At 46.8% G+C, this 26,225-nt stretch carries 15 protein-coding genes; 1 reads left to right on the plus strand and 14 read right to left on the minus strand.

Going from position 1 to position 26,225, the window contains the following annotated elements:
• Window positions 1-20: 20 nt before the first annotated feature.
• The 5 genes from NC996_RS07560 to NC996_RS07580 all read right to left on the minus strand — a co-directional run bounded on the left by NC996_RS07560 (window position 21) and on the right by NC996_RS07580 (window position 16,246).
• Window positions 21-10,421, minus strand: coding sequence for a CHAT domain-containing protein (locus NC996_RS07560; protein WP_190690025.1), 10,401 nt, complete (start codon window positions 10,419-10,421; stop codon window positions 21-23).
• A gap of 808 nt (window positions 10,422-11,229) precedes the next feature.
• Window positions 11,230-11,646 (minus strand): ATP synthase F1 subunit epsilon, encoded by a 417-nt coding sequence (gene atpC, locus NC996_RS07565; protein WP_190428339.1) that lies wholly within the window; start codon window positions 11,644-11,646, stop codon window positions 11,230-11,232.
• 98 nt (window positions 11,647-11,744) lie between these two features.
• A complete protein-coding gene (atpD, locus tag NC996_RS07570) occupies window positions 11,745-13,193 on the minus strand; it encodes a F0F1 ATP synthase subunit beta (protein WP_190411654.1) in 1,449 nt (482 codons plus the stop codon).
• A gap of 443 nt (window positions 13,194-13,636) precedes the next feature.
• Window positions 13,637-14,455 carry a choice-of-anchor L domain-containing protein gene (locus tag NC996_RS07575; RefSeq protein WP_190690029.1) on the minus strand — a complete coding sequence of 273 codons (819 nt, stop codon included), beginning with the start codon at window positions 14,453-14,455 and terminating at the stop codon, window positions 13,637-13,639.
• 942 nt (window positions 14,456-15,397) lie between these two features.
• Window positions 15,398-16,246, minus strand: a complete 849-nt coding sequence (locus NC996_RS07580) for a choice-of-anchor L domain-containing protein (RefSeq protein ID WP_190411652.1) — start codon at window positions 16,244-16,246, stop codon at window positions 15,398-15,400.
• Between the two features lie 796 nt (window positions 16,247-17,042).
• On the opposite strand from NC996_RS07580, the gene NC996_RS07585 reads away from it, so the two are divergent.
• On the plus strand, window positions 17,043-17,252 hold the full coding sequence (locus NC996_RS07585) for a hypothetical protein (RefSeq protein WP_190690032.1): 210 nt from the start codon (window positions 17,043-17,045) through the stop codon (window positions 17,250-17,252).
• Between the two features lie 63 nt (window positions 17,253-17,315).
• Here the strand turns inward: NC996_RS07585 and NC996_RS07590 are convergent, their stop codons facing one another.
• The 9 genes from NC996_RS07590 to NC996_RS07630 form a co-directional block, all read right to left on the minus strand.
• The gene (locus tag NC996_RS07590; RefSeq protein ID WP_199303366.1) at window positions 17,316-18,008 is read right to left on the minus strand and encodes a hypothetical protein; all 693 of its coding nucleotides are present in this window, start codon (window positions 18,006-18,008) and stop codon (window positions 17,316-17,318) included.
• 619 nt (window positions 18,009-18,627) lie between these two features.
• Entirely contained in the window at window positions 18,628-18,930 is a 303-nt protein-coding gene (locus NC996_RS07595) for a hypothetical protein (protein ID WP_190690037.1), read from the minus strand.
• A 536-nt stretch (window positions 18,931-19,466) separates the two neighbouring features.
• Entirely contained in the window at window positions 19,467-21,038 is a 1,572-nt protein-coding gene (locus tag NC996_RS07600; protein ID WP_190690040.1) for a PKD domain-containing protein, read from the minus strand.
• Window positions 21,039-21,518: 480 nt separating this feature from the next.
• Complete coding sequence (gene minE, locus NC996_RS07605; protein ID WP_190426276.1) at window positions 21,519-21,806, minus strand: cell division topological specificity factor MinE; 288 nt, start codon at window positions 21,804-21,806, stop codon at window positions 21,519-21,521.
• 20 nt (window positions 21,807-21,826) lie between these two features.
• The gene (minD, locus tag NC996_RS07610) at window positions 21,827-22,633 is read right to left on the minus strand and encodes a septum site-determining protein MinD (protein WP_190411646.1); all 807 of its coding nucleotides are present in this window, start codon (window positions 22,631-22,633) and stop codon (window positions 21,827-21,829) included.
• Window positions 22,634-22,931: 298 nt separating this feature from the next.
• Complete coding sequence (minC, locus tag NC996_RS07615; RefSeq protein WP_190690043.1) at window positions 22,932-23,732, minus strand: septum site-determining protein MinC; 801 nt, start codon at window positions 23,730-23,732, stop codon at window positions 22,932-22,934.
• Between the two features lie 130 nt (window positions 23,733-23,862).
• Complete coding sequence (locus NC996_RS07620) at window positions 23,863-25,182, minus strand: four-carbon acid sugar kinase family protein (RefSeq protein WP_190690046.1); 1,320 nt, start codon at window positions 25,180-25,182, stop codon at window positions 23,863-23,865.
• 150 nt (window positions 25,183-25,332) lie between these two features.
• Window positions 25,333-25,578, minus strand: coding sequence for a type II toxin-antitoxin system HicB family antitoxin (locus NC996_RS07625; RefSeq protein WP_339380549.1), 246 nt, complete (start codon window positions 25,576-25,578; stop codon window positions 25,333-25,335).
• A gap of 67 nt (window positions 25,579-25,645) precedes the next feature.
• Window positions 25,646-26,197 (minus strand): hypothetical protein, encoded by a 552-nt coding sequence (locus NC996_RS07630; protein ID WP_190690049.1) that lies wholly within the window; start codon window positions 26,195-26,197, stop codon window positions 25,646-25,648.
• Window positions 26,198-26,225: the final 28 nt, after the last annotated feature.

A 26,225-nucleotide genomic window follows, 5' to 3' on the forward strand; every position in this document is an offset into this window, starting at 1 on the left:
TTTTTTCATGCATTAACTTTCTACCAAGGACTCCCAATCATTGTGAAAGCTGACCAGAAATAAGGATGCTTTAGGTCTTTATCTCCGATTGATGCAAGAGAGGAAGGTAGAGGCATATTGCCATCAGAAGTATGCAGTTGTCCCCCTTCTAGTCGCACCTTTCCCTTTAACATTGCTAGCTGTGCCTGTCGCAAAGCTTCCGCCTTAATAGGGGCTTTTTTCAATTCTTTGTAGAAATCTGTCATCAGCCCCAATGTGCCTTCATCGCTGACGTACCAAAGACTTGCCAGCGCTGACTTCACGCCTGCTTGCACCGCAAACCCGGCAAAGCCCAACTCGGCTTCTTCATTTCCCAGTGCTGAACGACAGGCACTCAGCACTAATAATTCCACCGCTGGTTTATTCCAGCCCAACTGACGCACTTGATCCAATCTCAATTGGGTGTCCCACAGCTGAATATAGGAGTTGCCGAGTGCCCCTGACTTAAATTCTGCATGAGTTGCGAGGTGGATAATTTCGTAGGGTGTAGAAGTGCGTTGTGCTTTTAAATTCTTGAGGGTGAAAGCTTCGTTGAGGAAGGATTTACCTTGCCATAGCTTAGAAGTAATCATCGACAATTCTACCGGCACAGCAGGCAATGGATTTTGCGTTTTGTTGGTAAAGCGGTCGGCACCCATTGCCAAGACTTTAGCGTTTTTAATGTTAGCGTAGCGGGTATCGGTAAGGCTGAGGCTAGGCATGAGACCGATGCTATATTTCTCGATTAAAAACTGTTGACCGTCATGGAGGGCGGCGATAGGAAGCGATCGCAAGCCTGCATCCATAATGAAGACTAAATTCTGGATACCTTGGGCTTCTAACTCGTCCTTGATAGGTGCAATTAGCCACTGATACAGTTGTTCTGCGGGGGCACGATAGTCGTCATTCAGTTTATTTTTATTGGTAATGGTGTTCCGCAACTTTCCAGCGGCTTTCAGGATTTGCGATCGCGAAGCGGATGCGCCCAGCGCTCCTCGCTTGCTACCTGCTACACGCACCCGTTTCGTTTTCCCCTCTCCTGTTACCAGAATTAGCTCTAGTCGCTCATCGTCTTTGTTAATTTGAGTTTTTTGGCTACTAGAGACTTGATCCGGTGCAAAGACTGCATAAACAAATGCTGATTTGATGCTCGTCTGCTTCTCGATCTGGCTCAATAGGTTGGCGGCTGCTTTCGGATTGGTGATATTTCCCGTTTGCCCCAGATGTTGGTCAAATTTAGAGGTGATTGTGCTATCCAGGTCGCTCGTAGTATCAACCGTTACGTCAGAGACGCTAGTAGGCGTATTCAGAGGCATCGCGCCGAAGTAGGGAAGCAGGTTGTCTCCCGGACGGCGGGGAGTAATTTGAATATTGCCTTGGCGGTAAGGGCCAGGAAATTCTTTAGATGGCAAAATCGTACTGAGGAACCCAGTTCCGGTGGTGAGAGCGCCAGCCGTTCCGTTTTCTGTGGCATCTCCTACGACAAAGGGAGTAAAGGAGGAACCGCCTCCGTGGGAAATCATAATCGCGCCGTCCCCAGCGCCTCCAATTGTGGAAATGCTGGTCGCAAATGGGTTTTTGGAATCGGTGAAAGTGCCTGTAGCGCGGAAGAACCGATCGGTTGTAATTTTAACAACGCCTCCGAAGGCGCTCCCTCCACTTTGGGCATTGATGGAGACAACTTGAATGTCATCCATTGGCTTTTTGTTGAGTTCAATCAGTGGGTTTGCCAAGGTGACGTTACCACCTTTCCCGAAGCTGGAACTAGAGTCAATCGCTCCAGCAGTGATGATGCCTTGAGCGGAAACTTCAATATCCCCACCGCCTGCTGTTCCTTGAGAGAGCAAATTGCCGCTTTGAATGGCTGCTGCATCACTTAGGAGAGCGTGAAGCGGAGCTATCGCCGTTAGGCGAATCGCGCCGCCGGTGCCATTGGTAGAAGATGTGTCAATATTTGCCGTGGTGATGCTACCCGGAGCCGCAACGGTGACTGCACCCCCGCCGGTTGTACCTTTGGAGGTCACATTTGCAGCGGTAATGGCTCCTTTTTGGCTGGTAAGTGCGATCGCTCCCCCGGTGCCTTTTTCGGAAGCAGAATCAATATTGGCAGCAGTGATATTGTCTTGAGCAGAGACAGTGATGGGAGAACCGGAAGTTTTCACATTTCCAGTCTGTACGGTTCCGTTTTGGCTGCTAAGCGCGATCGCACCGCCAGCACCTTTGGTAGAAGTGGCGTCTAGATCCAGCGTCGTGATGCTGTCATTGGCGATCACTGTAATTCCTCCAGCATCCGTATCGCCTTTGGATGTCAAACTTCCCGTTTGTATCGAGCCTTGTTTGCTATTGAGCGCGATCGCACCGCCAGCACCCGTTGCAGAAGAGGAGTCTAAGGCTGCGGTATTAATGGCTCCCGTGTCACTGGTAAGGCTAATTCCCCCACCCTTAGAGGTGATATTGTTGGTAGTGATTTTTTGATTGGCGGTGAGATTAACCTTGCCGCCGGATGAATCTAAAGTGCCATTACTAGCGATCGCACCAGAGCTACTATTGAGAGCAATTTCCCCACCTTTGGAAGTGATATTGCTAGCGCTGACTCCGTCATTCCCATTTAGATTAACCTTACCGCCGGATGAATCTAAAGTGCCATTACTCGCGATCGCACCTTGAGTGCTATTGAGGGCAATTTCCCCACCTTTGGAAGTAATATTGGCTGCGGTAACGCCTTGATTGGCGGTGAGATTAACCTTGCCACCGGATGAATCTAAAGTGCCATTACTAGCGATCGCACCAGAGCTACTATTGAGAGCAATTTCCCCACCCTTGGAAGTGATATTGGCTGCGGTGACGCCTTGATTGGCAGTGAGATTAACCTTACCGCCGGATGAATCTAAAGTGCCATTACTAGCGATCGCACCTTGAGTGCTATTGAGGCTAATTTCCCCACCTTTGGAAGTGATATTGCTAGCGCTGACTCCGCCATTCCCATTTAGATTTACCTTGCCACCATTGGTGTTGAGACTGCCTCCCGCCTGAATATTATTGGCGGTAATATTTACACCAGCTGGCTTAGTTGTCGTAATGTCACCTGCCAGCGTCGTAGTGCTACCAGATAACTGCGTCAGACTGTCTGCAACAATCGTCGAAATGGCGGTCACATCGGTAGCATTCTCAATTAAGATTGCGCCTAACCCTTTACCATCTCCCGCACCCACCGTTTTGCCGAAGAAGATGTTGCCGGTGCCTGCGATCATCTTTAGGTCATTATATTCGCCCTTTTCGCTATCCAGAGTGCCATTGAAAGAAATGTTACCCGCACCCAATGAGCCTGTATTTAGGAAAGTATCATCCGTCAGAGTGACATCACCATTAAAAATGATGTTGCCATCCAAAGTCGTGATAATGCCTGATAAGAGTGTTTGCTTGGCGTTGACAGTCAATTGTTGGTATACATCGGCGCTGTTGCCTTTTAAGGTCGCATTCTCGCCACCAATAATCACAACACCCAAGTCATTATTGATAGTCAAATACTCCAGGAGATTTGGACTACCGACGTTCCCTTTAAAAATTGCTTGACCTGCACCCGGATTCAGCGTCAGTCCCTGCTGATTCTTAATTTGAGCGCTAACATTGCCTTCAAAGATGATGTTACCACCGCCGCTTGCAAGTGCAATATCGGTCTGAAGCTCCACAGTTTTGCCGAGTTGACCGAGGGTAATGTCTTGCCCCTGGGTGGAAATGTTTGCCCACAATTTGGTTGTTGCACCGTTGAGAGCGATCGCAGCATCATCCACTCCCTGAATTGTCCCATTAACGTTGATGATGCCATTCGGAGACTGAATTTTCACCGGATCGTCGAAGGTGACAGCATTGACATCAATCGTCCCAGTTCCGCTGTCACTACCAATGACGATCGGCTTAAAGCCACCCAAAGCATTAATATCTTTTTGGGTGATATCCAACGCCGGTGTTCCTTCATCTCCGCCAATTGTGATCGCTTGATTGGGTGTTGCAGGCTGAAGCTGAACGGTACCGCCGCCAACGATTGTATTGTCTCCCCCGTCAAAGTTAATTTCAGCAGCCGTCAAATTGAGATTTCCGGTCAGATTAGCAGTGCTTTTAAATGCGACCAATGCTGCATTACTCACAGTCACATTGCTGAGTGCAGCGCTTTTTCCCACCCAATTATTAAAGATAACGTTGCCAGTACCTGCTGCTAGATTCAGGTTCTGAGTTCCATTGACAGTATTGCTAAAGCTGATATCGCCTACTCCCGCACCCGTGTTGAGAGAGACTGCGCCGGTTAGGTTCACCGCACCGCTGAAGCTGATAGTGTCGTTGGTGGTAGTAATATCTCCAGCGGTAATGACTCCTCCCGTCCCACCTTGACTGAAGGCTCCATCGAGGTTCATATCTGCGGCAGCATCAATTGTCAGCGTTCCAGTATTGTTGATACTGACGCCACCACTATTTGTCGTGGTAACTGGGCTTTTGAAAACAAAGTTGTTGCCGTTTAAGTGAATGCCGTTAGCGCTATTCGTATTCAGTGCGCCGTTGAATGTGGTAGTGCCACTCCCTGCACTTTGGGTAATGCTATCGGCTGTAATTGCTGCTGCTTGTACGTTTTGGGCACTGTTAATGGTTACAGAACCGAGTTTGTTGCTACCCCCGACCGCATCTGTAAAATTGATGTTACCAGTACCGGCAGTCAAAGTTAGGTCGTGATTGCCATTCAAGGTGTTGCCAAAGCTAATATCGCCTGCACCCGTTTGTAGGGAGATAGAACCTGTAAGATTTACGCCTTGGTTAAATTGAATGCTGCTAGCAGTGATATTTCCTGCGGTGGAAACGCTACCCGTGCCATTTTGCACAAAGGCTCCGCTTAAGTCCATCTTTGTACTCGAAGCAATCTTCAGCAAATCACTGTTGGTGAGGGTAAGATTGCCTCCGTTTGTGGTGTTGATGCCTGAATTAAGAGTCGTTGCACCGCCGATAAGATGAATCGATGCATTACTGGTAATTCCTGGTGATGTTCCCTGCATCGTCAGCGTCCCGGTTCCAGCTTGAATCGTTACAGCATCTTTGAAGGTTGCCGAATCTACAACGATGTTTTGGCCTTTGCTAGCATTCCCAATAGTGATGCTGTTAAATCCGTCTTTTAACGCTGCCAAATCGGTATCGTTGATATTTAGATGGGAAGCATCTTGATCGAACCCAATTGCGATCGCTTTCCCCACCGTTGCTGTCTGAAGTGTCAGATTTCCCGTGCCAGTAACCGAATCCGTTCCGCCCGAAAAGTTAATCTCATCCCCCTTTAGGATGATATCCCCGGTCAACAGAACATTATTCCCATAGCTTTGACTATTAGCAGTGGTCACATTACCGTTGAGCTTGGTTGTCCCACCAACTCCAGTGGTAGCTAGGCTAGCAGTATTGACAGTGCTGTTGAAGGTGATATCACCGATACCAGCGTTCACAGTTAAATTTTTCTGACCATCAACTGTACTGTTGAAACCGATCGCGCCATTGCTACCGCTAGTATCAAAATTAACATCACCGCTTAAGTTAACGCCTTGGTGAAATTCAATGCTGCTGGCGGTGATATTTCCACCCGTGACAACATTACCCGTGCCATTCTGGACAAACTTTCCTGCCAAATTCATGTCGGCAACAGAGGCAATGGTCAGCAAATCGCTGTTGGTAATCGTGACACCGCCACCCGTAGTATTGATGGCACCATTGAGGTTAAAAATATTACCAGTTAGCTGAATGTCGCTGGCATTTATGGCACTGTAAGTCCCGCTGCCAGCATTTTGAGCCAGACTAGCGACGTTGATGGCAGCAGTAGCATTGACATTGCCGCTGTCAATTGTAAGGTTGCCTAAAGAGGTAACGGTGCCAAGGTTATTCTTGAAGTTAATACTGCCGCTACCTGCGTTCAGGGTGAGATTGTGATTGCCATCAATTGTGCTGTTGAATGCGATCGCGCCATTACTGCTACTGGTATTAAAAGAGACGCTATCAGTTAAGCCAACGCCCCCGTCAAACTGAATGCTGCTAGCGGTAATATCCCCACCTGTGACAACATTACCCGCGCCATTCTGCACAAACTTTCCCGCCAAGTTTATGTCTGCGGCGGCGGTAATTGTCAACAGATTGCCACTGTTAATAGTTAGGTTTCCCAGTGCTGTGTTACTGCCCACAGCGTTATTAAAGGTAATGTTGCCACTCCCAGCATTTACTTTCAGGTCTTGCGTTCCATCAATTTTGCTATTGAAAGCGATCACGCTGTTAATAGACTCAACAGTGACATCTCCACCTGAAAGCGTCACTTTGTCGGTTGCGGTATCTCCAAAGGCAACGCCATCCTCGGCACTAAAGGTGAGACCATCTAAGGTGACGTTGCCATTCAGGGTGGTGGCTGTGTCACCATCGTTTAGGTTGACATTGCTTTTGAAAATGACATCGCCAGTAGCCGTAATACCGGAGTTAGCGGTGAGGGTGCTGTTAAAGGTAGTTTTACTACTGGTAATAGCAATAGCGGCTCCGGTGCCTATGCCAATTGCAGCAGTCTTACCCACATCGGTTTTGAAGGCGATGCTTCCAGCACCGTTGGTTGCTAAGCTCAGGTTTTGCGCTCCATCAACTAACCCATTGAATTCCAGATTGCCGTTGTTGGCTGTGGTGCTAATGGAAACTGGGCCTTTTTTTAGGGTAATTTTATGGGTCGTCTGATTGCCAAAAGTGACGTTACGACCGGCCTCAAAACTTACTCCATCCAGAGTGACGTCGCCGTTGAGGGTAGTCTCTGTATCTCCGGCTGCAATCTTGACATTGCCAGAGAACTCCACAGAGCCAGTGGCACTGATTCCGGAGTTAGTTAATAGCTGGTTGGAAAAAGTGGTTGATCCGGTAGAGAGGAGGGTGATGGCAGACCCAGTTCCATTTCCCAGGGGGGTTATTAACCCGACGCCTTCCTGGAAGGTTGTTGTCCCAGTACCAGCATTGACGGTTAGATTATTCGCCCCATCGACAGTGCCAAGGAAGTTAATGTTGCCACCTTCAGGAGACCGGACGGAGAGCGAGTCTTTTAAGGCGATCGCATTGACGTTAATGGAGCCTTTGCCATTATTCCGTCCGATAGTGATGGAGCTAAAGCCATCTTTTAATACACTAAGGTCTGTCGCTGTCAGATCCAAAATATCCGTTACGGGTGTCAATCCTGTCTCGCTATCAGACATCCCGCCAATCGCAATCTGTTTGCTAGGTGTCTTTGGCTGAAGTACAACGGTATTGGTGCCAGTTATTGAATCGGCTCCCCCGGTTAAGTTAATCTCATCCGCTGTTAGAGTCAGTGCGTGGCTGCCTGCGGTCAGGAGTTTAGAGAAGGTCAGGGAACCAGTTTTGACATTAAACTCTGTATTACCACTAAGGTTTACATTGCTGTTAAAAGTCAGAGCGTTGACAGTGTAGATGTTACCAGTTACGTTGACAACATCTGCGGCGCTAACGATCAAGCTGTTGAGCGGGTTTGATTCGTTGCCAACTCCGTTAAACTGAATCGCACCCGCACTGCTAGCATCAAGTGTTAACTTTTGGTCCCCATTAACGGTCTTCTTAAAGGTGATATTGCCCCCATTGGAAGAAAGCGAGACATCTGCACCAAGCACGACATCTTTATTAAAGGTGATGTCCCCGCTTGCAGTGGTGATGTCTTGCTTCAGCGTAGTTGTTGCAGCGTCGAGCGTGATTGAAGCGTTATCTAACCCTGTAATCTTCCCATTCACTGCAATTGAGCCTGAAGGAGCTTTGATAGTCACGGGATCTTGGAAGGTGACGCCAGCAGAATCAATTGCGATCGCTCCACTCCCGTCGTTTCGCCCAATCGTAATTTTACTAAAGCCATCTTTCAATGCCGCCAAGTCTGCCGCTGTTAGATCCAAAACATTTGCCGTACCAGTACCACCGATGGCGATCGCTTGAGTGGTTGTTTTCGGTTGGAGAGTTAGTTGGCCGACTCCGCTAACTGAATTATTGCCGCCGTTAAAGTTAATCTCATCGGCTGTCAGTGCCACATCCCCTTTTATATTGACCTGACTGGAGAAGCTGATGTTGCTGCTACTGGTTGTGGTGACATTACCGTTGAGCGTGACCTTGTTGGCACTAACGACAGTGAGGTTGCCGATTGGCTTGCTGTTACCCACAGCACCACCGAACTCAATGCTGCCACCAGTTCCAGCTTCCAGATTCAGCGTTTGACCGCCTGCTGTACCTATGCCATTCAGTGTGCCAGCGATTTTGATGTTACCGTTGCCAGTAGTCCCTGTGGTTTTGAAGGTGACATTGTCATTCAGCAACACGTTGCCAGTGAGGATGATATCTTTCCCGGCACCAGTAATAGCAGACGAATTGATGTTATTAACCGCAATGTTGCCACTGGCAGTCAGCGCGATCGCTCCTCCGTCGCCAATTTTAGAGCTAGAATCCAAACTTCCATTTGTCTTGATTGCTCCCCCCGTACTCTTGAGGGTGATCTCACCCCCATTACCCGTAACAGAAGCACTGGAGTTTAAGCTATTGGTAGTTATGTCGCCACTGGCAGTCAGCGCGATCGCTCCTCCGTCGCTAGTAATAGAAGAAGAGTCAAGGCTACCAGACAGGGAAATAATACTGTCACTGGCGGCTGCGGTTCCACTTTCAATGGTTATAGAACCGCCCTTGGTGATGATTTGGGAGCCAGTACCCATACTAAATTGAGCGGCACCCGCATCTCGATGAGCGAGGTTAGCTTTTTGGTCATTAATGGTGGCGATAAAGTTGCCTCCATTTAAAGTAATTGTCTTCCCAGGGTTGATGCCAATAGAACGACCCGCCTGCAAGGTCAGCCCATTTCCCGCACTGGTACCCGTGACGTTATCATCAACCGTAATGTCATTATTTGCCCGCAAAATCACGCTAGCTGAATTAATCGCAGATGAAAGGGCACTTCCGGTGATTGTTACATTAGCGGCTGGAGATTCATCGAAGTCATTGTTATTGAGTATGTCCGTAGTTTTAGTAATGGTTCCGGTTGAGGTGATAGTAATATTCTTGGGGTCAAGGAGGAGAGTGCCCACCTGACCAAAAGGAGCCACAGTATCCACTACTCCAGCAAATTGCAAATTCTCTTTACCCGAAACTTCAACAAATCCGCCGTTTCCAGAATTAGCGCCGCCACGAGCTGTAATATTGCCGTAAAAGCGGGTTGTCTCATCTGCCCAAACAATTACCTTTCCACCGTTGCCGTTGAGGAGAGCATCTGCCGCAATCAGAGAGTCGCTACTGACGTAGGTGCGAGATGCATTTGGTAGCGTCCCCTTCCCTTGATAATCGCCGCCAATTCGCACTGTGCCGCCGCCGAGGGTTCCGGAAGCATTAATGTTGGCACCCACCAATCCCACTTTATTGCCGACAATTTGGACGGTGCCTCCGGTTTGTCCTGGGGCAGTGTTTGAGGTATTCAGGGAACCAGAAGCAATTACAGTACCTGTATCTGTGGGTATTGCAGTACCGGAACCTGTTAAATAAACCGTGCCGTCAGCAGCGACAGTCATTTTAGTGGCTCCCGCTTCCCCAGCACCTGTCAACAGCTGAGGTAAGGAAGCAATCGGAAGCTTCCAGTCATTCGGTTGATTGCCTGCTGCTGCTAGGGGTTGAATTTCTACACTCAGTAAACTTCCTGCCTGAGAAATGCGTACCACGCTCTCACCAGGCACTGCTGCCACCGTGATATTACCCCCCGGTGCTGATAATTGCCCGGTACTGACTACGGTGCCACCGAGTAAGGTTAAATTCTGTCCGGCGTTGACTGCCAAGTTTCCAGCATTTGCGATCGCTCCCGGTTGACTCATTGCGAAGGCAAAGCCGTTGGGCGTACCAACTAAAGCGTTATAGTCGTTGGCACCTGTGGCGCTGAACCAATTGCTCCCAAAGCCAATGCCGTTAGCAGTGGTGGCGGTGAAGGAGGCAGGCACATTTAGGCTGGCTCCTGCGCCAAAGATAATGCCTGCGGGGTTCATCAAGAACAGGTTTGAATTCCCACCCGTAACCTGGATGAGACCGTTAATTACTGAGGCATTTCCCCCATTGACACGACCCAGGATGTTTTGAATGGATGGGTTTGAGAGGAAGTTGCCTATCTCGTTTTGATTCAGCCCAAACTGAGTGAAGCTGTGGAAGAGATTCGAGCCATTACTAGAAAGGGTGCCGCCACTAATGTCAATCTGGTTTCCATTCTGGTTAACCAGAGTATTCGTGTCATTGGGAGCCGGAATGATTGACTGAGCTGAGGTGGATGTGGCACCTACAGAACCCCCAAACCACAACAGGACTAACAGGGCACCGATTCTGCTGGTAAATACTGACATCAATCTCTTCCTTAGGGCTGATGAAAAATTTGCGGCAACTCTACACTCGCCAATTTTTCTGAGTCACTCCGTAATATCACAGCTTTGATGAAGGAATGATTAATTAGATATTGAATACTTTAAAGAGTTGATAAAGATGGGTATTTTGCTTTAGGAACTTTTCATAAAGCTGGCTATTTTTGCTTTGGTTTTTATAGGCTGCTTGTTGAATTCCTTGCAACTGAAGCCTTTTTAAGATCCGCCTCAACTTTGCATTTTTTAACTTTCCACAGGTGTCAGGATTAATATTCGACCATTCAGCAGCAAACCTGATTTTTTAGACAAAGCAGGCTAGTGGTTAATCATTTTTCGTCAAAAGCAAATGTGGAAGTGTAAAAATAATTATTAATATCTAAAAATATTTATGTATTTTTTAATAGTAATTTTTAGCCGAAATATACGTTGTGAATCGGCTCGGTCATTTAAGGGTGAATAGATGGAAAAATTATCAGGTAGGGTAAGCTTTTATAAATATTATTTTTTATTGCTAATTGTTCATTGATTAGCAATCTTGCCATTAGCTATCCAAAATTAGTTGCAGATGAATTGAGAAGTGGGATACATCTGTAAGGACATGGCAGTCAAAAAGTCCCTACCGAACGTTAGAGCTGCACTATATTCCACCCAACTGACAAACGCTCTAAATTTCTCAAGCAAGCGATCGCTTCGCTGAGTGCAATACTCATGATTGTTAACCTCTCCCAAACGAAAAACTTCTCCCGTTGAGTTACAGGAGAAGCTTTTCAGAAGACTTGAGTGTTGACAGATTTTAGGCTTGAACCATGCCACCAGCAGCTTGAAAACGAGCGCGGGCGCGTCTGAGGGCTTGAGTTGCTTGAATTTGCTCTTGACGGGAACCACCACCCTCAACCTGATTAAGCCTCGCCTCAGCTTCGGTATAAGCAGCACGGGCTTGTTCCCGATCGATTTTGTCGCCGCGCTCGGCACCGTTAACCAGAATGGTTACTTCATTCTCATCCACTTCTGCAAAGCCACCCATGAGGGCGATGGGCACCCAATCTTTACCAGAACGGACACGCATGACACCGATATCCAATGCGGTCAATAAAGGAGCATGACCGCTGAGGATACCGAGTTGACCTGTAGTGCTAGGCAGAATTACTTCTTCAGCACTAGAATCCCAGACAGTTCTGTCGGGAGAAACAACGCGAACAGTTAAAGCCATAATTTGTGAGTTGTCAGTTGTTAGTTGGTCATTGGTCATTGGTCATTAGTCATTAGCCAGTGAAAAAAGGCTAATGACTAATGGCAAATGCCTATGGACTAGCTTTTGATTTTTTCAGCTTTAGCGATCGCTTCTTCAATATTGCCGACCATGTAGAAAGCCTGCTCTGGCAATGAATCCAGCTCTCCAGACAGAATCTTCTTGAAACCATTGATTGTTTCTTGCAGATTCACGTATTTCCCTGGAGATCCGGTGAAGACTTCTGCCACGAAGAACGGCTGAGACAAGAAACGCTCAATTTTACGCGCACGAGCCACCGTTAAGCGGTCATCTTCAGACAATTCATCCAGACCCAGAATGGCGATGATGTCTTGCAGCTCTTTGTAGCGCTGTAGCGTTGCCTGAACTTCACGAGCAATCGCGTAGTGTTCCTCACCAACAACACTGGGTTGCAACATGGTGGAAGTGGAATCTAGCGGGTCAACAGCGGGATAAATTCCCTTCGCTGCTAAGCCACGAGACAACACAGTGGTTCCGTCCAAGTGAGCAAAGGTGGTTGCTGGCGCGGGGTCGGTCAAGTCGTCGGCTGGTACGTAGACGGCCTGAATTGAGGTAATCGAACCTTCGGTGGTGGAGGTGATTCGCTCTTGCAGGTCGCCCATATCTGTTGCCAGAGTCGGCTGATATCCCACAGCAGAAGGCATCCGTCCCAGTAGCGCTGATACTTCCGAACCCGCTTGCACAAACCGGAAGATGTTATCGATAAACAGCAGCACGTCTTGCTTACTGACATCGCGGAAATACTCAGCCATTGTCAGTGCGGCTAACCCAACGCGCATTCTCGCTCCGGGTGGCTCGTTCATCTGACCGTAGACTAGAGCGATTTTCGATTCGCTGAGGTTATCTTCTTTGATAACCCCAGATTCTTTCATTTCGTTGTAGAGGTCATTTCCCTCGCGGGTACGCTCTCCCACACCGCCGAACACAGACACACCACCGTGATTGATCGCGATGTTGTTGATCAGTTCCATCATAATGACGGTTTTACCAACACCAGCACCGCCGAATAAACCAATCTTGCCACCACGGCGATAAGGAGCCAGCAGGTCTAACACCTTGATTCCGGTTTCAAACACCGATGGCTTCGTTTCCAAGTCAGTGAACTTGGGAGCCGGACGGTGGATGGGGAAGGTTTCTTCAGTATTGACTGGCCCTTTATTGTCTACGGGTTCGCCAAGAACGTTGAAAATCCGACCCAGAGTGGCAGGGCCAACGGGTACGGTAATGGCAGCGCCGGTGTCTACTACTTCCATGCCGCGCACCAAACCATCGGTGGAACTCATGGAAACAGCACGCACTTGGTTGTCACCCAAAAGTTGCTGCACTTCGCAGGTTACGGACACGTCCTGTCCGGCTTCGTTTTTGCCTTCAACTTTTAAGGCATTGTAAATCTGCGGCATTTTGCCGCTGGGAAACTCCGCATCGATAACGGGACCGATGATTTGGGTAATACGCCCTACGTTTGTCTTGTCTGTGGTGGCTACCATGCTTGTGCCTATGTTGTGAATCTATCTGTATAGATACGGGAAAACAGTCTTAACATTTAGCAATGCCATTTTCCAGAGTACCACTGAAAGGATGCCGAATCTGTCTGGCGGCTTGAGTTGATCCCCATATAGGAATATAGGATGCGATCGCGCTCATGCGAAGCGAGGCGTTAGCCTAGCGCAGAAAAAGTCAGTTTGCTCTTTTATGTCCTGAATCGAGACAGTGCCTTATCATCTTTGGGTTTCTGCTAGTGGCGGAGATTGCTCTAATTGTTGAATCAGTAACCAGATGACGGCACCAAGAGCCAGTTAGTAGCCATAAAAAAATGGCTGTGCCTCCTGAAAGACACAGCACTATCAAAAATTATGCTTCGGATCTAAGGTCTTACTCTTGTGCCTGAGATAGGCAAACCACCTAAACTATCTTTGCCATCCCAGCCAAATTAAGCTTTTAGTGCTTTTTGCTTGTGGCGACGGCTCATCAAAGTCATACCACCGACACTCAGCAAGCCGAGCATTAAGCTGGGTTCCGGAACATCCTTCGGAGGCGCTACGACTCCCACAGACTTACCTTTAATGAACACAGCGGAATCGAATGAAGTATCTCCTACATCCTTAATCTTGATGCTAAGAGTGTTCTTGGCGTTTTTGTTGAGCAAACCTTCAAACGTCAAGGTTTTGGTGTAACCATCTAACTCAGTACCAAGACTCCCTAGGGGATTGTTAATGTAGTCGGCATGATAAGGACCAGCCGCATTGGGAACAAGGTTGTTAATCGTGACGGTTTTGCCATCGGTCAACTTCGCTAGGTTGACGCCATTGAGCAACAGTTCAAAAGAGTCGTTGTACGCAGAACCACCCCACTCTACGAACTCTTCCGAGCCGAAGACATATTGGAAGAACAGCTTCTCTACTGAAGCGCCAGCATCAAAGCTAATATCGAGCTGAGCCAACGTTCCAGAACCTGAAGTACCTTCAGAATCATTAGGACCGACTACATCGGTGACATTCCCGGTACTCAAGACGATGCCGTCTTTCAAACCGAAGGGGTCGTCACTGAAAAGACCAAAAGCATCAGTATTGCCTGTAGCACTGACTGAAAAGTTACTCAATCCAGTCGTATCACCCAACAAGGCTTGCAGCAAAGCATTCGTATTGTTGTTTGGAGTTACTGTGAACGCCATTGCTGAATTCCCAAACATCGTCAGGGCAGCAGTAACACCAATAGCGGCTGAAGCAGAGATTTTACTAATAAGATTCATGGTTCGTCTCATACAAGATAGATGCTGGCAGTGAAAATGCCTAGGTGTTCGCAGCTTTTTTATAAACAGAAGCTGTAACTACTTAGAAAGTTTGTTCCTTAGGCTTACTTTTACTACAGGTACAAGTATGCGTATTTCGTAAAAGCTACTGATTAATTTTGATAATTCTTCAGCGCTTATACAAATGTATATTCGGCTCAAAATGTCAATAAGTGAATCTTATAAAGTTGGAGAAAGACGAACTGTAGAAATTACTTAGGCTTTAATGTAGTTTTTGCTTACCAGCTATCAAGGCGTGAAAGCCCTTTCAGGTAAGGTGTCTGCTCATCAATATTTATCCGCAGCTTTACAGAAAACTTACAATTATAAAATAACTTACAAGGGAAGAATAGTTGCGGAATTTCCTATCCAATAAAGCTTTAATAGTAATTTGCTGCTGAAAAATAAATGAAGATTCTATGAAGCTCTAAGTTGACAAGTACGTAAATTTACTTAAGAAGTATTACGTAGAACAGGTTTTTATTGGCTGCAATCTGCCTGCAAGAGCTTGGCTTCATCGTCGGGCGATCGCTTGTAAGGCATTCTTAGGCAAGACGCACTATGATCGCGCTAGTGGATGAGCAAGACGCGATAGCGAAGCGCTGACTTGTCAGTTCGCACCTTTATGTGAGGCAAGTGAATTCCAAGCGATCGCTCTCTTGTATACTCAATCGAGAGAGAATGCCGTCTCACCTTTGGGTTTCTGCCAGCAGCGGAGATTGCCCTCATCGTTGAATCAGTAACGAGATCACAGCAGCAAGAGCAAGTTAGTAGCCATAAAAAAAATCGCTGTGCCTTCTGTAAAGACACAGCTTTGTCAAAATTATGCGTTCTGAGTCCAAGATCAGACTCTTGCGCCTAAGATAGGCAAACCACCTAAACTATCTTTGCCATCCTGCCGGATTAAGCTTTTAGTGCTTTTTGCTTGTTGCGACGGCTGATCAAGGTCATACCACCAACACTCAGCAAACCAAGCATCAAGCTGGGTTCAGGAACATCCTTCGGAGGCTCTACGACTCCCACAGACTTCCCTTTGATGAATACAGCCGAATCTAATTGACTATCAGTTACATCCTTAATCCTGATGCTGAGAGTGTTCTTGGCATTTTTGTTCAGCAAACCCTCGAAAGCCAAGGTTTTGGTGTAGCCATCTAACTCAGTGCCAGGACTCCCTTCTGGATTGTCAATGTAGTCGGCGTGATAAGGGCTGTTGAGATTGGGAACAAGGTTGTTAATCGTGACGGTTTTGCCATCGGTCAACTTAGCTAGGTTGACACCATTAAGCAACAGTTCAAAAGAGTCATTGTACCCGGTACCAGCGTACTCTAGGAACTCTTCCGAGCCGAAGACATACTCGAAGAACAGCTTATCTACGGTAGCGTCAGCGTCAAAGCTAATATCGAGCTGAGCCAAATCAAAGGAACCCTCCGTATCACCTGGTGTTCCGAAACTTGTACCATTACCTGGAGCATTATTAGGACCCACTACATTGGTGACATTCCCGGTACTCAAGATGATGCCATCTTTCAAACCGAAGGGGTCGTCACTGAAAAGACCAAAAGCAGTAGCATTGCCTGTGGCATTGACAGAAAAGTTACTCAATCCAGTCGTGTCGCCCAACAAGGCTTGCAGCAAAGCATTCGTATTGTTGTTTGGAGTTACTGTGAACGCCATTGCTGAATTCCCAAACATCGTCAGGGCAGCAGTAACACCAATAGCGGCTGAAGCAGAGATTTTAGCAAAAAGATTCATAGTCGGTCTCATACAAGATAGATGCTGGCAGTGAAAATGCCTAGGTGTTCGCAGCTTTTTTATAAACAGAAGCTGTAACTACTTAGAAAGTTCGTTTCTTAGGCTTACTTTGAATACAGGTAAAAGTATGCGTATTTCGGAAGGGCTAGCATTAATTTTGATAATTCTTCAGCCCTTATACAGGTGTATATTTAACTCAAAATGTCAATAAGTGAATCCTGTAAAGTTAGAAAAAAACGATTTGTAGAAATTGCTTAGGTTTTAATGTTGTTTCTACTTATCAGTTATTAAGTCGTGAAACCCTTTCCAGGTATAGTGTTCACTCATCAAAATTTATCTGTAGCTTTACAGAAAGTTTATAATAATAAAATAAGTTGTAAAGGAAGAATAGTTGCGGAATTTCTTATCCAATAAAGCTTTAATAGTAATTTGCTGCTGAAAAATAAATGAAGATTCTATGAAGCTCTAAGTTGACAGCTACGTAAATTTATTTAAGTATGATTACGTAGTAACAAGTTTTTATTGTCCACAATGTGCCTGCAAGACTTTGCTTCATCGTTGGGTGATCGCTTGTAAGGCATTCTTAGGCAGGACACGATAGCGAAGCGCTGACTTGTCAGTTCGCACCTTTGGGTGAGGCAAGTGAATTCAGAGCGATCGCTCCTTTGTGTCCTCAATCAAGAGAGAGTACCGTATCGTTTGTGGATTTCTGCCAGTGGCGGATATTGCCCTCATCGTTGAATCAGTAACGAGATGACGGCAGCAAGAGCAAGTTAATAGCCGTAAAAAAATCGCTGTGCCTTCAACGCTCGACAAGCCAAGGATTAAGCTGGGTTCAAGAACATCCTTCGGAGGCTATACGATTCCCAGAGACTTCCCCTTAATACAGCGGAAGGCAATACACGCTGCGATCGCTATCCTTCATGCAGCGATGGATGCGATCGCTCTGATAGATACACTCAAATTCAACATCCCTTATCAAAAAAACTGCCATGCCTCCGGATAGAAGACACGGCAGTTCCCAATATTGGTTTTAGATTCACTTGGGGCTATTTTCCTAAACTTTGTTTTACTGTTGTTTCCGCAATAGCCACGAAATGGAACCTAACGCACCAAACGCTAACAGACCCAATCCAAAAGAGGATTCAGGAACAACAGCAACTGTAAGGGATGCCAGACGAAACTCAGCCATGCCAAACCCATGAGCAGCACCGTTCGAGAGGTCAGTAATTTTGATGGTGGAAAGGAAATCTCCCTCAGTGGCGTAGAACCCAAAATACTTAGCACCTGACAAACCACTGACTTTCTGCAACAGGGTGGTCGAGGTACCATTCATACCCGTTACGGCGATGTCGAATAAGCCAAAGAGGTTTGGCTCCACATATAAATCAAATGCACTAATACCGCCAGGCAGTGTAATCGTCGTGGTTAAGACATTCCAGCCGCTAAAATATACCTCCCCGGTGTAGCCATGACTCCAGGTTGTCCAACCGGAATTAATATTTATTTTCTGAACCTGGGGGCTGAAGGTCAAATTGCCCAACGGCGACGAGAGAGTCGAGAGAATCGAAAACTCTGGTAGGGAACTATTTTCTACCTGAACCATATTGAAACCCAGCTTAGATAGGGCATTTGACCCTGTTGCCCATGACGCTGAATCATCCACTGCGAGAATTGCCGCTTTGAGGGGGGGTGCATTCGCGCACATCCCTCCCACGGAGAAACAGGCTACTCCAGCAGCAGTCATAGATAGTTTTTTCATAAAACTCAAGGCACTCATAAAACTTTTTTCTAAAAAAGTGAATATTGACTGTATAGGTTGCCCGTTCGGATTGAGGGAATCTTGAGGATTTCGTGGCGATCGCAAGCCCAAGCACCGGCAAGGATGACTAATGAGGATTTCGGTTACTCTCAGATAGAATCAATCGCTACAGAAGAATTTTGAAGGTTTTGTGTCAACCGTTCGTCAAAGCCGCTCTGGATATAACTTTTTACAACTTCGTGCCTATACAGTTAAATGTTGATAACCGTATATTCTCTGACGTGCCAATATCACTGTTGTTTCAATAAAACCTACAAATCTCCTTGTGTCTTTGTATACTTTTAAAAATCAAAATTTTGTTGTACATATTTCTGTGCAAAGTCTGGCATATTTTTTGAATAGATTACCAGTACCTTTCGATAATCTTTATTGAAACAATATATTAAAATCGCTAATTTGAATCAAAATCGGAAGCCGAAATCAGCCCTCAGACTGAATTTATATGACTCGGTTAATGCTACTTCGTAAAAAATTATACGAAGGCTTCATGAATTTTTAATAAAGGCTCGCTGTTGAGAATAGGAGTTTAATAGCCTTTCAGCGCGATCGCCCTGCAACTTCACTTTCTAGAGGCGATCGCATCGGGTTTTAGGGATGCAGAACGCTGATTTGGCGCTGATTTGGCGCTTTTTCGGCTCGCGCCGTGCAGATACTCCCCAATCCGCCATAAACTACGCAAAGTCGTTATTGGATATCCCCCACCCCCCCTTAAATAATAGGCTTTGACGCAATTTTCTCCTTTGAAAAAGAGGTTTCGGGAGAGCAGCCAAATCATCGCGGCATAGGCTAACTGCAAAGTAGCTGCTTTGCAGCTAGGGTGTTGGATGTAACGTGAAGTAGCAAATAGTATTGCCCAATACACCTCTCATCTCTGGTAACAATTGCGATGCCTTCCAAGGAAGATCCGGCAATTGCTAATTTTTCCTTGCAGTTAGTTAAGGATGTTTATCCGTAGCTTTCTGTTCCCATTTTCGCTTCAGCATTTCATTGTGATTATTAGCACTAATCACCCATCCCCTGAATGCAGAATCTGGTTCTCCAGACACTTCCTAAACCTGTGGATTCCACGTCATCCCATTTTGAACTTTAGATTTGGGATTATTGATTTGGAAATGCCGCTTGATAGGCAGTTTCAGAGATTCAAACCATACAAGGGTCGCACCAAATATATGACTTTCCCACATGGTTGCTACCTAGCCATTTGAAAAGCTACTGTACGATTTGTAACTGAAATTTTTCCCTTTTTTAGTCCTACATAAACTTATATGGAATTTCCCGTTTATAAATTGGGGAGAAGCAATATGCTCCTAGCATTCGCTTTTTGACAAAATTTTTATCTAGATATGAGAAATCAGCAGGTTGGGCTGTGCCAACCTGCCTAACAAAGAAGCTAATTTTTTAGGGATGTTTGCGCTTGCGGATAGCACCCGCACCAACAGCACCAAACGCCAATAGAGCGATCGCACTCGAAGGTTCGGGGACGTGTTCAACCGTCACATCAAAAGCACTGAAAGCAAATCCACCATCGCCATCAGAGACTCTCAAGCCAACGGTATAAGTCCCGCTATTGCTAAAAGCCCACTGCCCCGCTGTGCCAGTGAAGTCATCAAAAACGCCATCATTATTGATGTCCCAATCAAAGCTGAGCAGATCCAGGATGCCCGGATCGGTTGCGGTAGCAGCAAAATCAAACTTCTGGTTTTCTAAAACTGTGAGCGCTGAAGTGATGCTGGTAATGGTGGGGGCAACGTTCTCAACCGTCACGTTAAAACCACCGTTAGCATACCCGCCATCGCCATCTGAGACTTGCAACCCGATCGGGTTGAAACCTTCATCGGCAAAGGAAGATTGCCCGTTGGGTCCAGTGAAGTTATCAAACAGACCGTTGTTATCTAAGTCCCAATTGTAGGTGAGAACATCATAGATTCCCGGATCGGTTGCGGTGCCATCAAAATTAAAGCGATCGCCTTCTTTAATGGTTAAATTTGGGGTCAGGCTAGTGATGGTGGGGGCAACATTCAGAACCGTCAGCGTTCGAGTGACGGGCACACTATTCTCACCTCGACTATCCTGTGCTTGCGCCGTTAAGGCAAAACTTCCCTCATCTGCATAAGTCCCTAAGGGTACGGACAATGCACGGACTCCTGAAGTATTTGGATCGCTACCAACGACATTCCCATTTAGCAAGAAGGCGATCGAGTCGGGATCGGGATCGGTCGCATACAGTATCGGCGATACCGATTGACCCTCATAAATTGTGTAATTGTCGAAACTTAGAATCGGCGCAATGTTTGGAGGTGGGGGCGGCGGCGGTGGTGGCGGTGGTGGCGGTGGTGGCGGTGGTGGTGGCGGTGGTGGTGGCGGTGGTGGTGGTTCTAAGGGCTTCACTGGATCGGCTGTAGTGCCGCTATCCGTATCGGCGATAAATCGCATTGTCCCGTTAAATCCGCCGTTCCAGGACATCGAAAGTGCCCCAAATAAGTCGCCTTTTGAAATGTCAATCGGGACTGAGTAGGCATAGGCAGAGGGAGATTGCCCTGATATTACCTGGAATTCCCAACCCTCTGCTGACCCAGGCGTATTCTGAGGGCCATCTAAATAAGGATAAGTATCAAAAACGGCATTTCCAGGAATTGCATTGATTAGCAGTGAGGCAATAGGGCTGACGCCGGAGTTGGTTAATCTCCAGCCGTATGCACCATAGTCTGGATCGTAACCGTATGTGTTACCCGCTTGGGTGAGAGACCAGCCACTCCCAAATGCGCCGCCCGAAATAGAATCTGTGACCCCCCAAGTTGCCGTTTGGGAAGTTCCATCCAGGAAACCAACTGTAATCTGCATCCCACTCATCATGTTTCCGGTCGTTGCATAACCGGAGAGAGTGGTTGCTAGGGAGGGTGCGGCTGTTCCCAAAGCGATACAGGTGGTCGCGACACCGGCTGATAGATGTTTCCACAAAGAGGTAGTCATTGAACCGGCTCATCCTCAAAAGTAGATATTATTAATGCTGCAACGGGTTTTATCGATGCCCCGATCGGACTCCTGAAAAGCTCTTTTTTTGTGGAAAAAGAGTTTTAAATGCTGGAGTGATTCTCTTTTTATTGTTAAAGGCAACCCATAAATTTCCTATCCACCCACAGCAGTAAAAACAGCCAATCCGTTTAAGTTTGGCTTTAGAGAGAGGATTAAGTTAGATGACAAATTAGACCAATTCGCCCTAAGTTTGCATGAAAACTTAGTTCGCTCTTAGGAGACAGGAGAGCATAAAAGCCTGAGAAAGAAGCCGATTTATTTTAGTTTCAAGAAATAAAAATAGGATTAAAAACTTGGTGAAGGCTTTAATAGGATGAGTGCCCCCCTCCCGCAGAAGCGAACTGACTCTTTCAGCGCTAGGCTAACGCCTCGCTTCGCTAACGCGATCGCATTGAGCGCATTCAGGAGCGATCGCTATTATGTATCCCCAGGCTCCGCATCTGCTTTGACCCGCCGGATGGGCAAATTGGCAATCAATGCCGTCGCCCGTTGGTTACTTTCTAGAGAAAACTCCAACCCCTCTGCCTCGATTTCGACATAGCGAGAGACGACTTCCAGGATTTCCTTCCGCATTGACTCCACCATCTCTGGTGTTAAATCAGCTCGATCGTGGGCAATGACCAGTTGCAGGCGGCGCTTGACTTCCGCGCGGCTGTTGTCAGCACTAATGCGAGGAAAAAGTCGTTCTAAAAGTTCGCTAATCATGGATCGGGCAGATGTGAAGGTTAGATAATCTTAGACCACAATAATTTTCGGATGCGAGAAAAGAAGTTGTCATTCCCAGCATCCAAATTCAGAAACTCAATTGGCTCCCCTTCTAGGCGGCGGGCAATGTTGAAAAATGCCGTTCCCGGTAGGGTGGGATTTTCAGCCAGTACCAGAGGTTCGCCCCGATTTGTGGAGACAATGACCCGCTCATCGTCAGGAATCACACCAATTAAAGGAATGGCGAGAAGTTCCTGCACATCTTCTACCGACATCATGTCATTGGCTTGCACCATTGCCGGTCGAATGCGGTTGACGATCAGGTGGGCACGCTTAATGTTTTGGGCTTCTAGTAAGCCGACAACCCGGTCAGCATCCCGCACGGCAGCAATTTCTGGCGTTGTCACAATCAAGGCTTCCTGGGCGGCAGCGATCGCATTCTTGAAGCCCATCTCAATCCCCGCCGGAGAGTCAATCAAGACATATTCGTACTTCGCAGCTAATTCATTAACCAGCTGTTTCATCTGATCTGGGCTAATTGACTCCTTGGTTCGGGTTTGGGCAGCGGGTAATAATACCAGTCCCGGTTGCCGCTTATCTTTCACCAACGCTTGATCTAACCGACATTCGCCTGCCAGGACTTCAACCGCCGTGTAGACAATCCGATTTTCCAGCCCCAGCAGCAAATCCAAATTTCTCAAGCCAAAATCCGCATCGACTAGAGCAACTTGACGCCCCGCCCTAGCTAAAGCCATACCTAAATTTGCCGTTACGGTGGTTTTCCCCACCCCTCCTTTGCCGGAGGAAATCACAATAATGCGACTCATGTTGAAAAGTTCTTAGCTTCGTTTTAGTGCGTGAATGTATAGGGGCGAGTTTAATCGAATTGTCTATTCTCCCACAGCTATGCCTCGTAAATTCGCCCTTGAGAGAGTTTTGATTTTGGCGTTTTAAATTAGGTCAAGCAATTATTTTTGAGTTTTTTTGTTTTGAGTTCAGTATATACTTACTCCTCAAAAATAATAATGCCTTCACTTAAAACGAGCGCCAAACCAGGGGCAGGCACCGAGTAGACACTGCCCCTACAACCCCGACAAAACTTATTACTCCCCGCTTATTGCCTCTTTAACGTCCAACCCCCATCGATAAAGACTGGGTTTTAGAAAAATCAGTCGTTCTAGCGATCCGAATTCCTTCCGGCGTTACGTAGGCAACTTCCGGATAAAATTGCGCGGGTGGATTCTCCGGTGCCCTCGCCAGATAATCAGCGATTCGCAGTTGGGTGGGTTCCATCTGTAGCGCCATAATTAAACACTCTTGATTGCCCTCGGCACCAGCATGAGCAATCCCGCGCAGACGTCCCCACACTAAGATATCGCCCGATGCGATGATGCTGCCGCCCGGATTCACTTCTCCCAGGATAATGACAGTACCGGGATGACGAATTTCCACTCCCGAACGCACAGTCGTTTGCACATATAGGGGTTCAGCTAATACAGTCGTTGGCGGCGAAGGCGGTTGATTGAGGGGGGAAACCGGAGGTGCCTGTTCCACCGAGTAACCGGCTGCTGCTGCCGCAACAGCAGTTTGACGGCGACTGGTGTAGACACGCTTGAGTTGCAACCGATCTTCGGCAAGGGCATCTGCGATCGCTTGCAGCTGGCGTCCATCTAACAGGCGATCTTTTGCCACCAAATGTACCTCTGTATTCGGCTGCCAGAAGCGTTCACCGGCATTTAGGCGCTGCTTCAGCTGTTGCCAAAGGTCAGACCAGCTAGCCGTGGTGGGTGTCTCCGCTTCTGGGGGCAAAATTAATGTCAGCCACCTCTGGTCGCTTTTGATGCGGACTTGTTCGTGGCAATTTACTTCCCCTGTATTTTCGGGAACAACTGAAACAGCTATCGGAACGGACGAATCAGAAGTCATGGACGAAAAGCCTGACCTGGGTGGATTGACTAATTATCCATGATATAGGCAAGCGGCATCAGGGCAAGGAGACAAGAGGGCAAGGGGAGAACTTCTTATTCCTCAACCTTCAACCTTCCGTTGGCTAACGCTACTGACTCAGACGCCGGTAAACCGTGGCTAACCCATCGGCATCCCCCACGTTGCCGGGAAACAATACCACGGGCAAATTGGGAAATTGGGGATGATTCTCTGGAGTCCGTACCATCGAACATCCGGCCAAAATTTGACCGAGTAACCGCGCTGAGGTTAACGCCAAACCTGTACTCAGAACATCATTAGAAGTAATGCCGCCTTTGCTGATGAGAAACCCAATATTTGCAGGTAAACCCTGTACGATATCCATCAACAAAGCAGAAACATCTTCCCCAAACAGTAACCGCGTTTGCACATCCTTAAAAGTAAGTTCTTTGCGGCTAGTGTAAACTACAGGCGTTTTCCCCGAATTGTACGCTGCGTGAACCTTTTCCAGTGTTTCATTGAGGAGACTTTCTAACGCAGTGACAGAATCATCAAGTAAACGTTCAATCTCTACTTCAATGCCAACCGTACCTGGTTCTTTTAGCAGTTGTTCTAGCTGTTGTGTCGTCTTTTTGACATGAGAACCGACAATCACTGCGCCCGGTTTGCCTTCCCGCACATATTGCGCCATATCTTCTGCGGCTACAGGTTGCGGAGGCAAAGCAGCCAAGGCAGTTAAGATACTGGCTGCACTCCGAAATAGGAAGCGTTTTCCCTCACTGGCTGCTGCTAGAATATCCTCTGCAAATCGGTTTAAATCTGCCTGATTTTCCCCATCTACGACGCCGCACCGATTGCCACTGAGGTTCATCAGCCGTTCCAAACTTCCAGCCCGAATATCTGCAAGTAAAAAGCGTTCTACTTCGTTAGCTGGAATTCTACCCTTTGTCTTTTCTTCCACATAATCAGGCAAATAACTATGGTGGTAGCCAAAGACTGAATCGCGGGCAAACTCAGTTTCATGAACGGGTGTCGGATCGCCGTCAATTATCAGATAATGTACGCTGTCGCGGGTCACTCGTCCCCCCTCGAAGAAGGCAGGAACCAGGAAATGGGCATCAAAGGAACCCAATTCTTCGGCAATCACATCTGTTTCGACTGGGTAATGTCCGCGCAGAGTGGAGTCAGAACGACTGACAATTAGAAAATCATCGGTGTTTGATTGGGTAATGGCTTGCTTCAAGTTGTGACAAGCTTCTCTAGTAACCTTTGCCGCTTCTTCTGGAGTCAGCGCCCTCGTATTCGTCAGTACAAAGAAAATCGGTGACTCGTCCGCCAACCCCAACCGCAAGGTATCTACATCCCAGCGCGTCAGCAGCAAGCAGCCGTGAACCGTCTGAGAACCAGTAGGGTCATCATCGAGGACAATAATTTTTGGTTTGGTTGTCATGCTAAATCTCTAGCGACTCCTAGCGAGAAAGCGATCGCAGCTATACAGACTAAACCTGCCATCGTTTACCCTTGAGTAGAGTTTAGGGCAGGTTTTCAATCTAATTGGTTGAGTCCGCGCAGGCGGACTTTGTTTGTGTAACCGCGAATTCTATTCGCCGGGTCTATTGGTTTTAAAGTTGATTCTGTATTTTCTCATCTCTTCCTGTACGCTGACGCCAATCTGCAACCCCACCCCATAAGGATAGTCATGCTTGGCTTGAACGTAAAGATAGCCTCTGATGGCATCTTTAATATTTTCAATTGCTTCGTCCAATGTCTTATCTTGACTTAAACAGCCAGGAAGTTCAGGAACTTCTGCGATATACTCTTGATACTCTGGATTAAAGGTTAAAATTACTTAAATTTTTATAGTTTTATTATTGTTCGCTTTTAATATTTTATTAAGTTTTCGTGCGTTCGCATTACCAATTTATTCCCTCCGAACATAGGTCAGTTTTTTTTCTTGACCCATCACCTTGTTTGATTAACTCTTCTAAATGTTTTTTCCATTCACAATCTAGTAAATCTACATATTCTTCCTGCAACAAATTCATTCCAGATGTTTGAGGATTTAAACGCGCGCCTTTAAATTTTGGGTTATTTTTAAGGTCAGTTGTTTTTAAAGGTCTATCATAATCAACAACTTCTATCCACTCAATATCAACAGTAAAATCATTATATTTTTTCTTGTTATAAGCTTCACTAAGTTTACTATAATTGTTATCATTGCGGCATAACTGATATCTAGCAGGAATCACTAAGCCATAGGCAAAAAAACCACGAGGTTCTTTGCCTACTCGCTTAAAATAAGCCCGATCGCCTACTTGAATAATTCCAATCTTTGCACACGTCCAAGTAACAATAAAAGATTGACCTTCTGCAAAGGATTTTTTAGCTCTGCATATATCAGGTCTAGGGTTATGTTCAGGATCGCTATCCCAACCTGGCTTGGATAAAAAAAATCGCGTTATCATCTGTTTACCTCTGCTAGCTCTTTGGTAA

It is taken from the genome of Trichocoleus sp. ST-U2, assembly GCF_039961875.1.
Classification (GTDB): domain Bacteria; phylum Cyanobacteriota; class Cyanobacteriia; order Cyanobacteriales; family FACHB-T130; genus FACHB-T130.

Excerpts from the sequence above, each read along its gene's own strand:
- NC996_RS07560 (WP_190690025.1), bottom strand. The coding sequence starts at position 10,421 with ATGTCAGTATTTACCAGCAGAATCGGTGCCCTGTTAGTCCTGTTGTGG.
- atpC (WP_190428339.1), bottom strand. The coding sequence starts at position 11,646 with ATGGCTTTAACTGTTCGCGTTGTTTCTCCCGACAGAACTGTCTGGGAT.
- atpD (WP_190411654.1), bottom strand. The coding sequence starts at position 13,193 with ATGGTAGCCACCACAGACAAGACAAACGTAGGGCGTATTACCCAAATC.
- NC996_RS07575 (WP_190690029.1), bottom strand. The coding sequence starts at position 14,455 with ATGAATCTTATTAGTAAAATCTCTGCTTCAGCCGCTATTGGTGTTACT.
- NC996_RS07580 (WP_190411652.1), bottom strand. The coding sequence starts at position 16,246 with ATGAATCTTTTTGCTAAAATCTCTGCTTCAGCCGCTATTGGTGTTACT.
- NC996_RS07590 (WP_199303366.1), bottom strand. The coding sequence starts at position 18,008 with ATGAAAAAACTATCTATGACTGCTGCTGGAGTAGCCTGTTTCTCCGTG.
- NC996_RS07600 (WP_190690040.1), bottom strand. The coding sequence starts at position 21,038 with ATGACTACCTCTTTGTGGAAACATCTATCAGCCGGTGTCGCGACCACC.
- minE (WP_190426276.1), bottom strand. The coding sequence starts at position 21,806 with ATGATTAGCGAACTTTTAGAACGACTTTTTCCTCGCATTAGTGCTGAC.
- minD (WP_190411646.1), bottom strand. The coding sequence starts at position 22,633 with ATGAGTCGCATTATTGTGATTTCCTCCGGCAAAGGAGGGGTGGGGAAA.
- minC (WP_190690043.1), bottom strand. The coding sequence starts at position 23,732 with ATGACTTCTGATTCGTCCGTTCCGATAGCTGTTTCAGTTGTTCCCGAA.
- NC996_RS07620 (WP_190690046.1), bottom strand. The coding sequence starts at position 25,182 with ATGACAACCAAACCAAAAATTATTGTCCTCGATGATGACCCTACTGGT.
- NC996_RS07630 (WP_190690049.1), bottom strand. The coding sequence starts at position 26,197 with ATGATAACGCGATTTTTTTTATCCAAGCCAGGTTGGGATAGCGATCCT.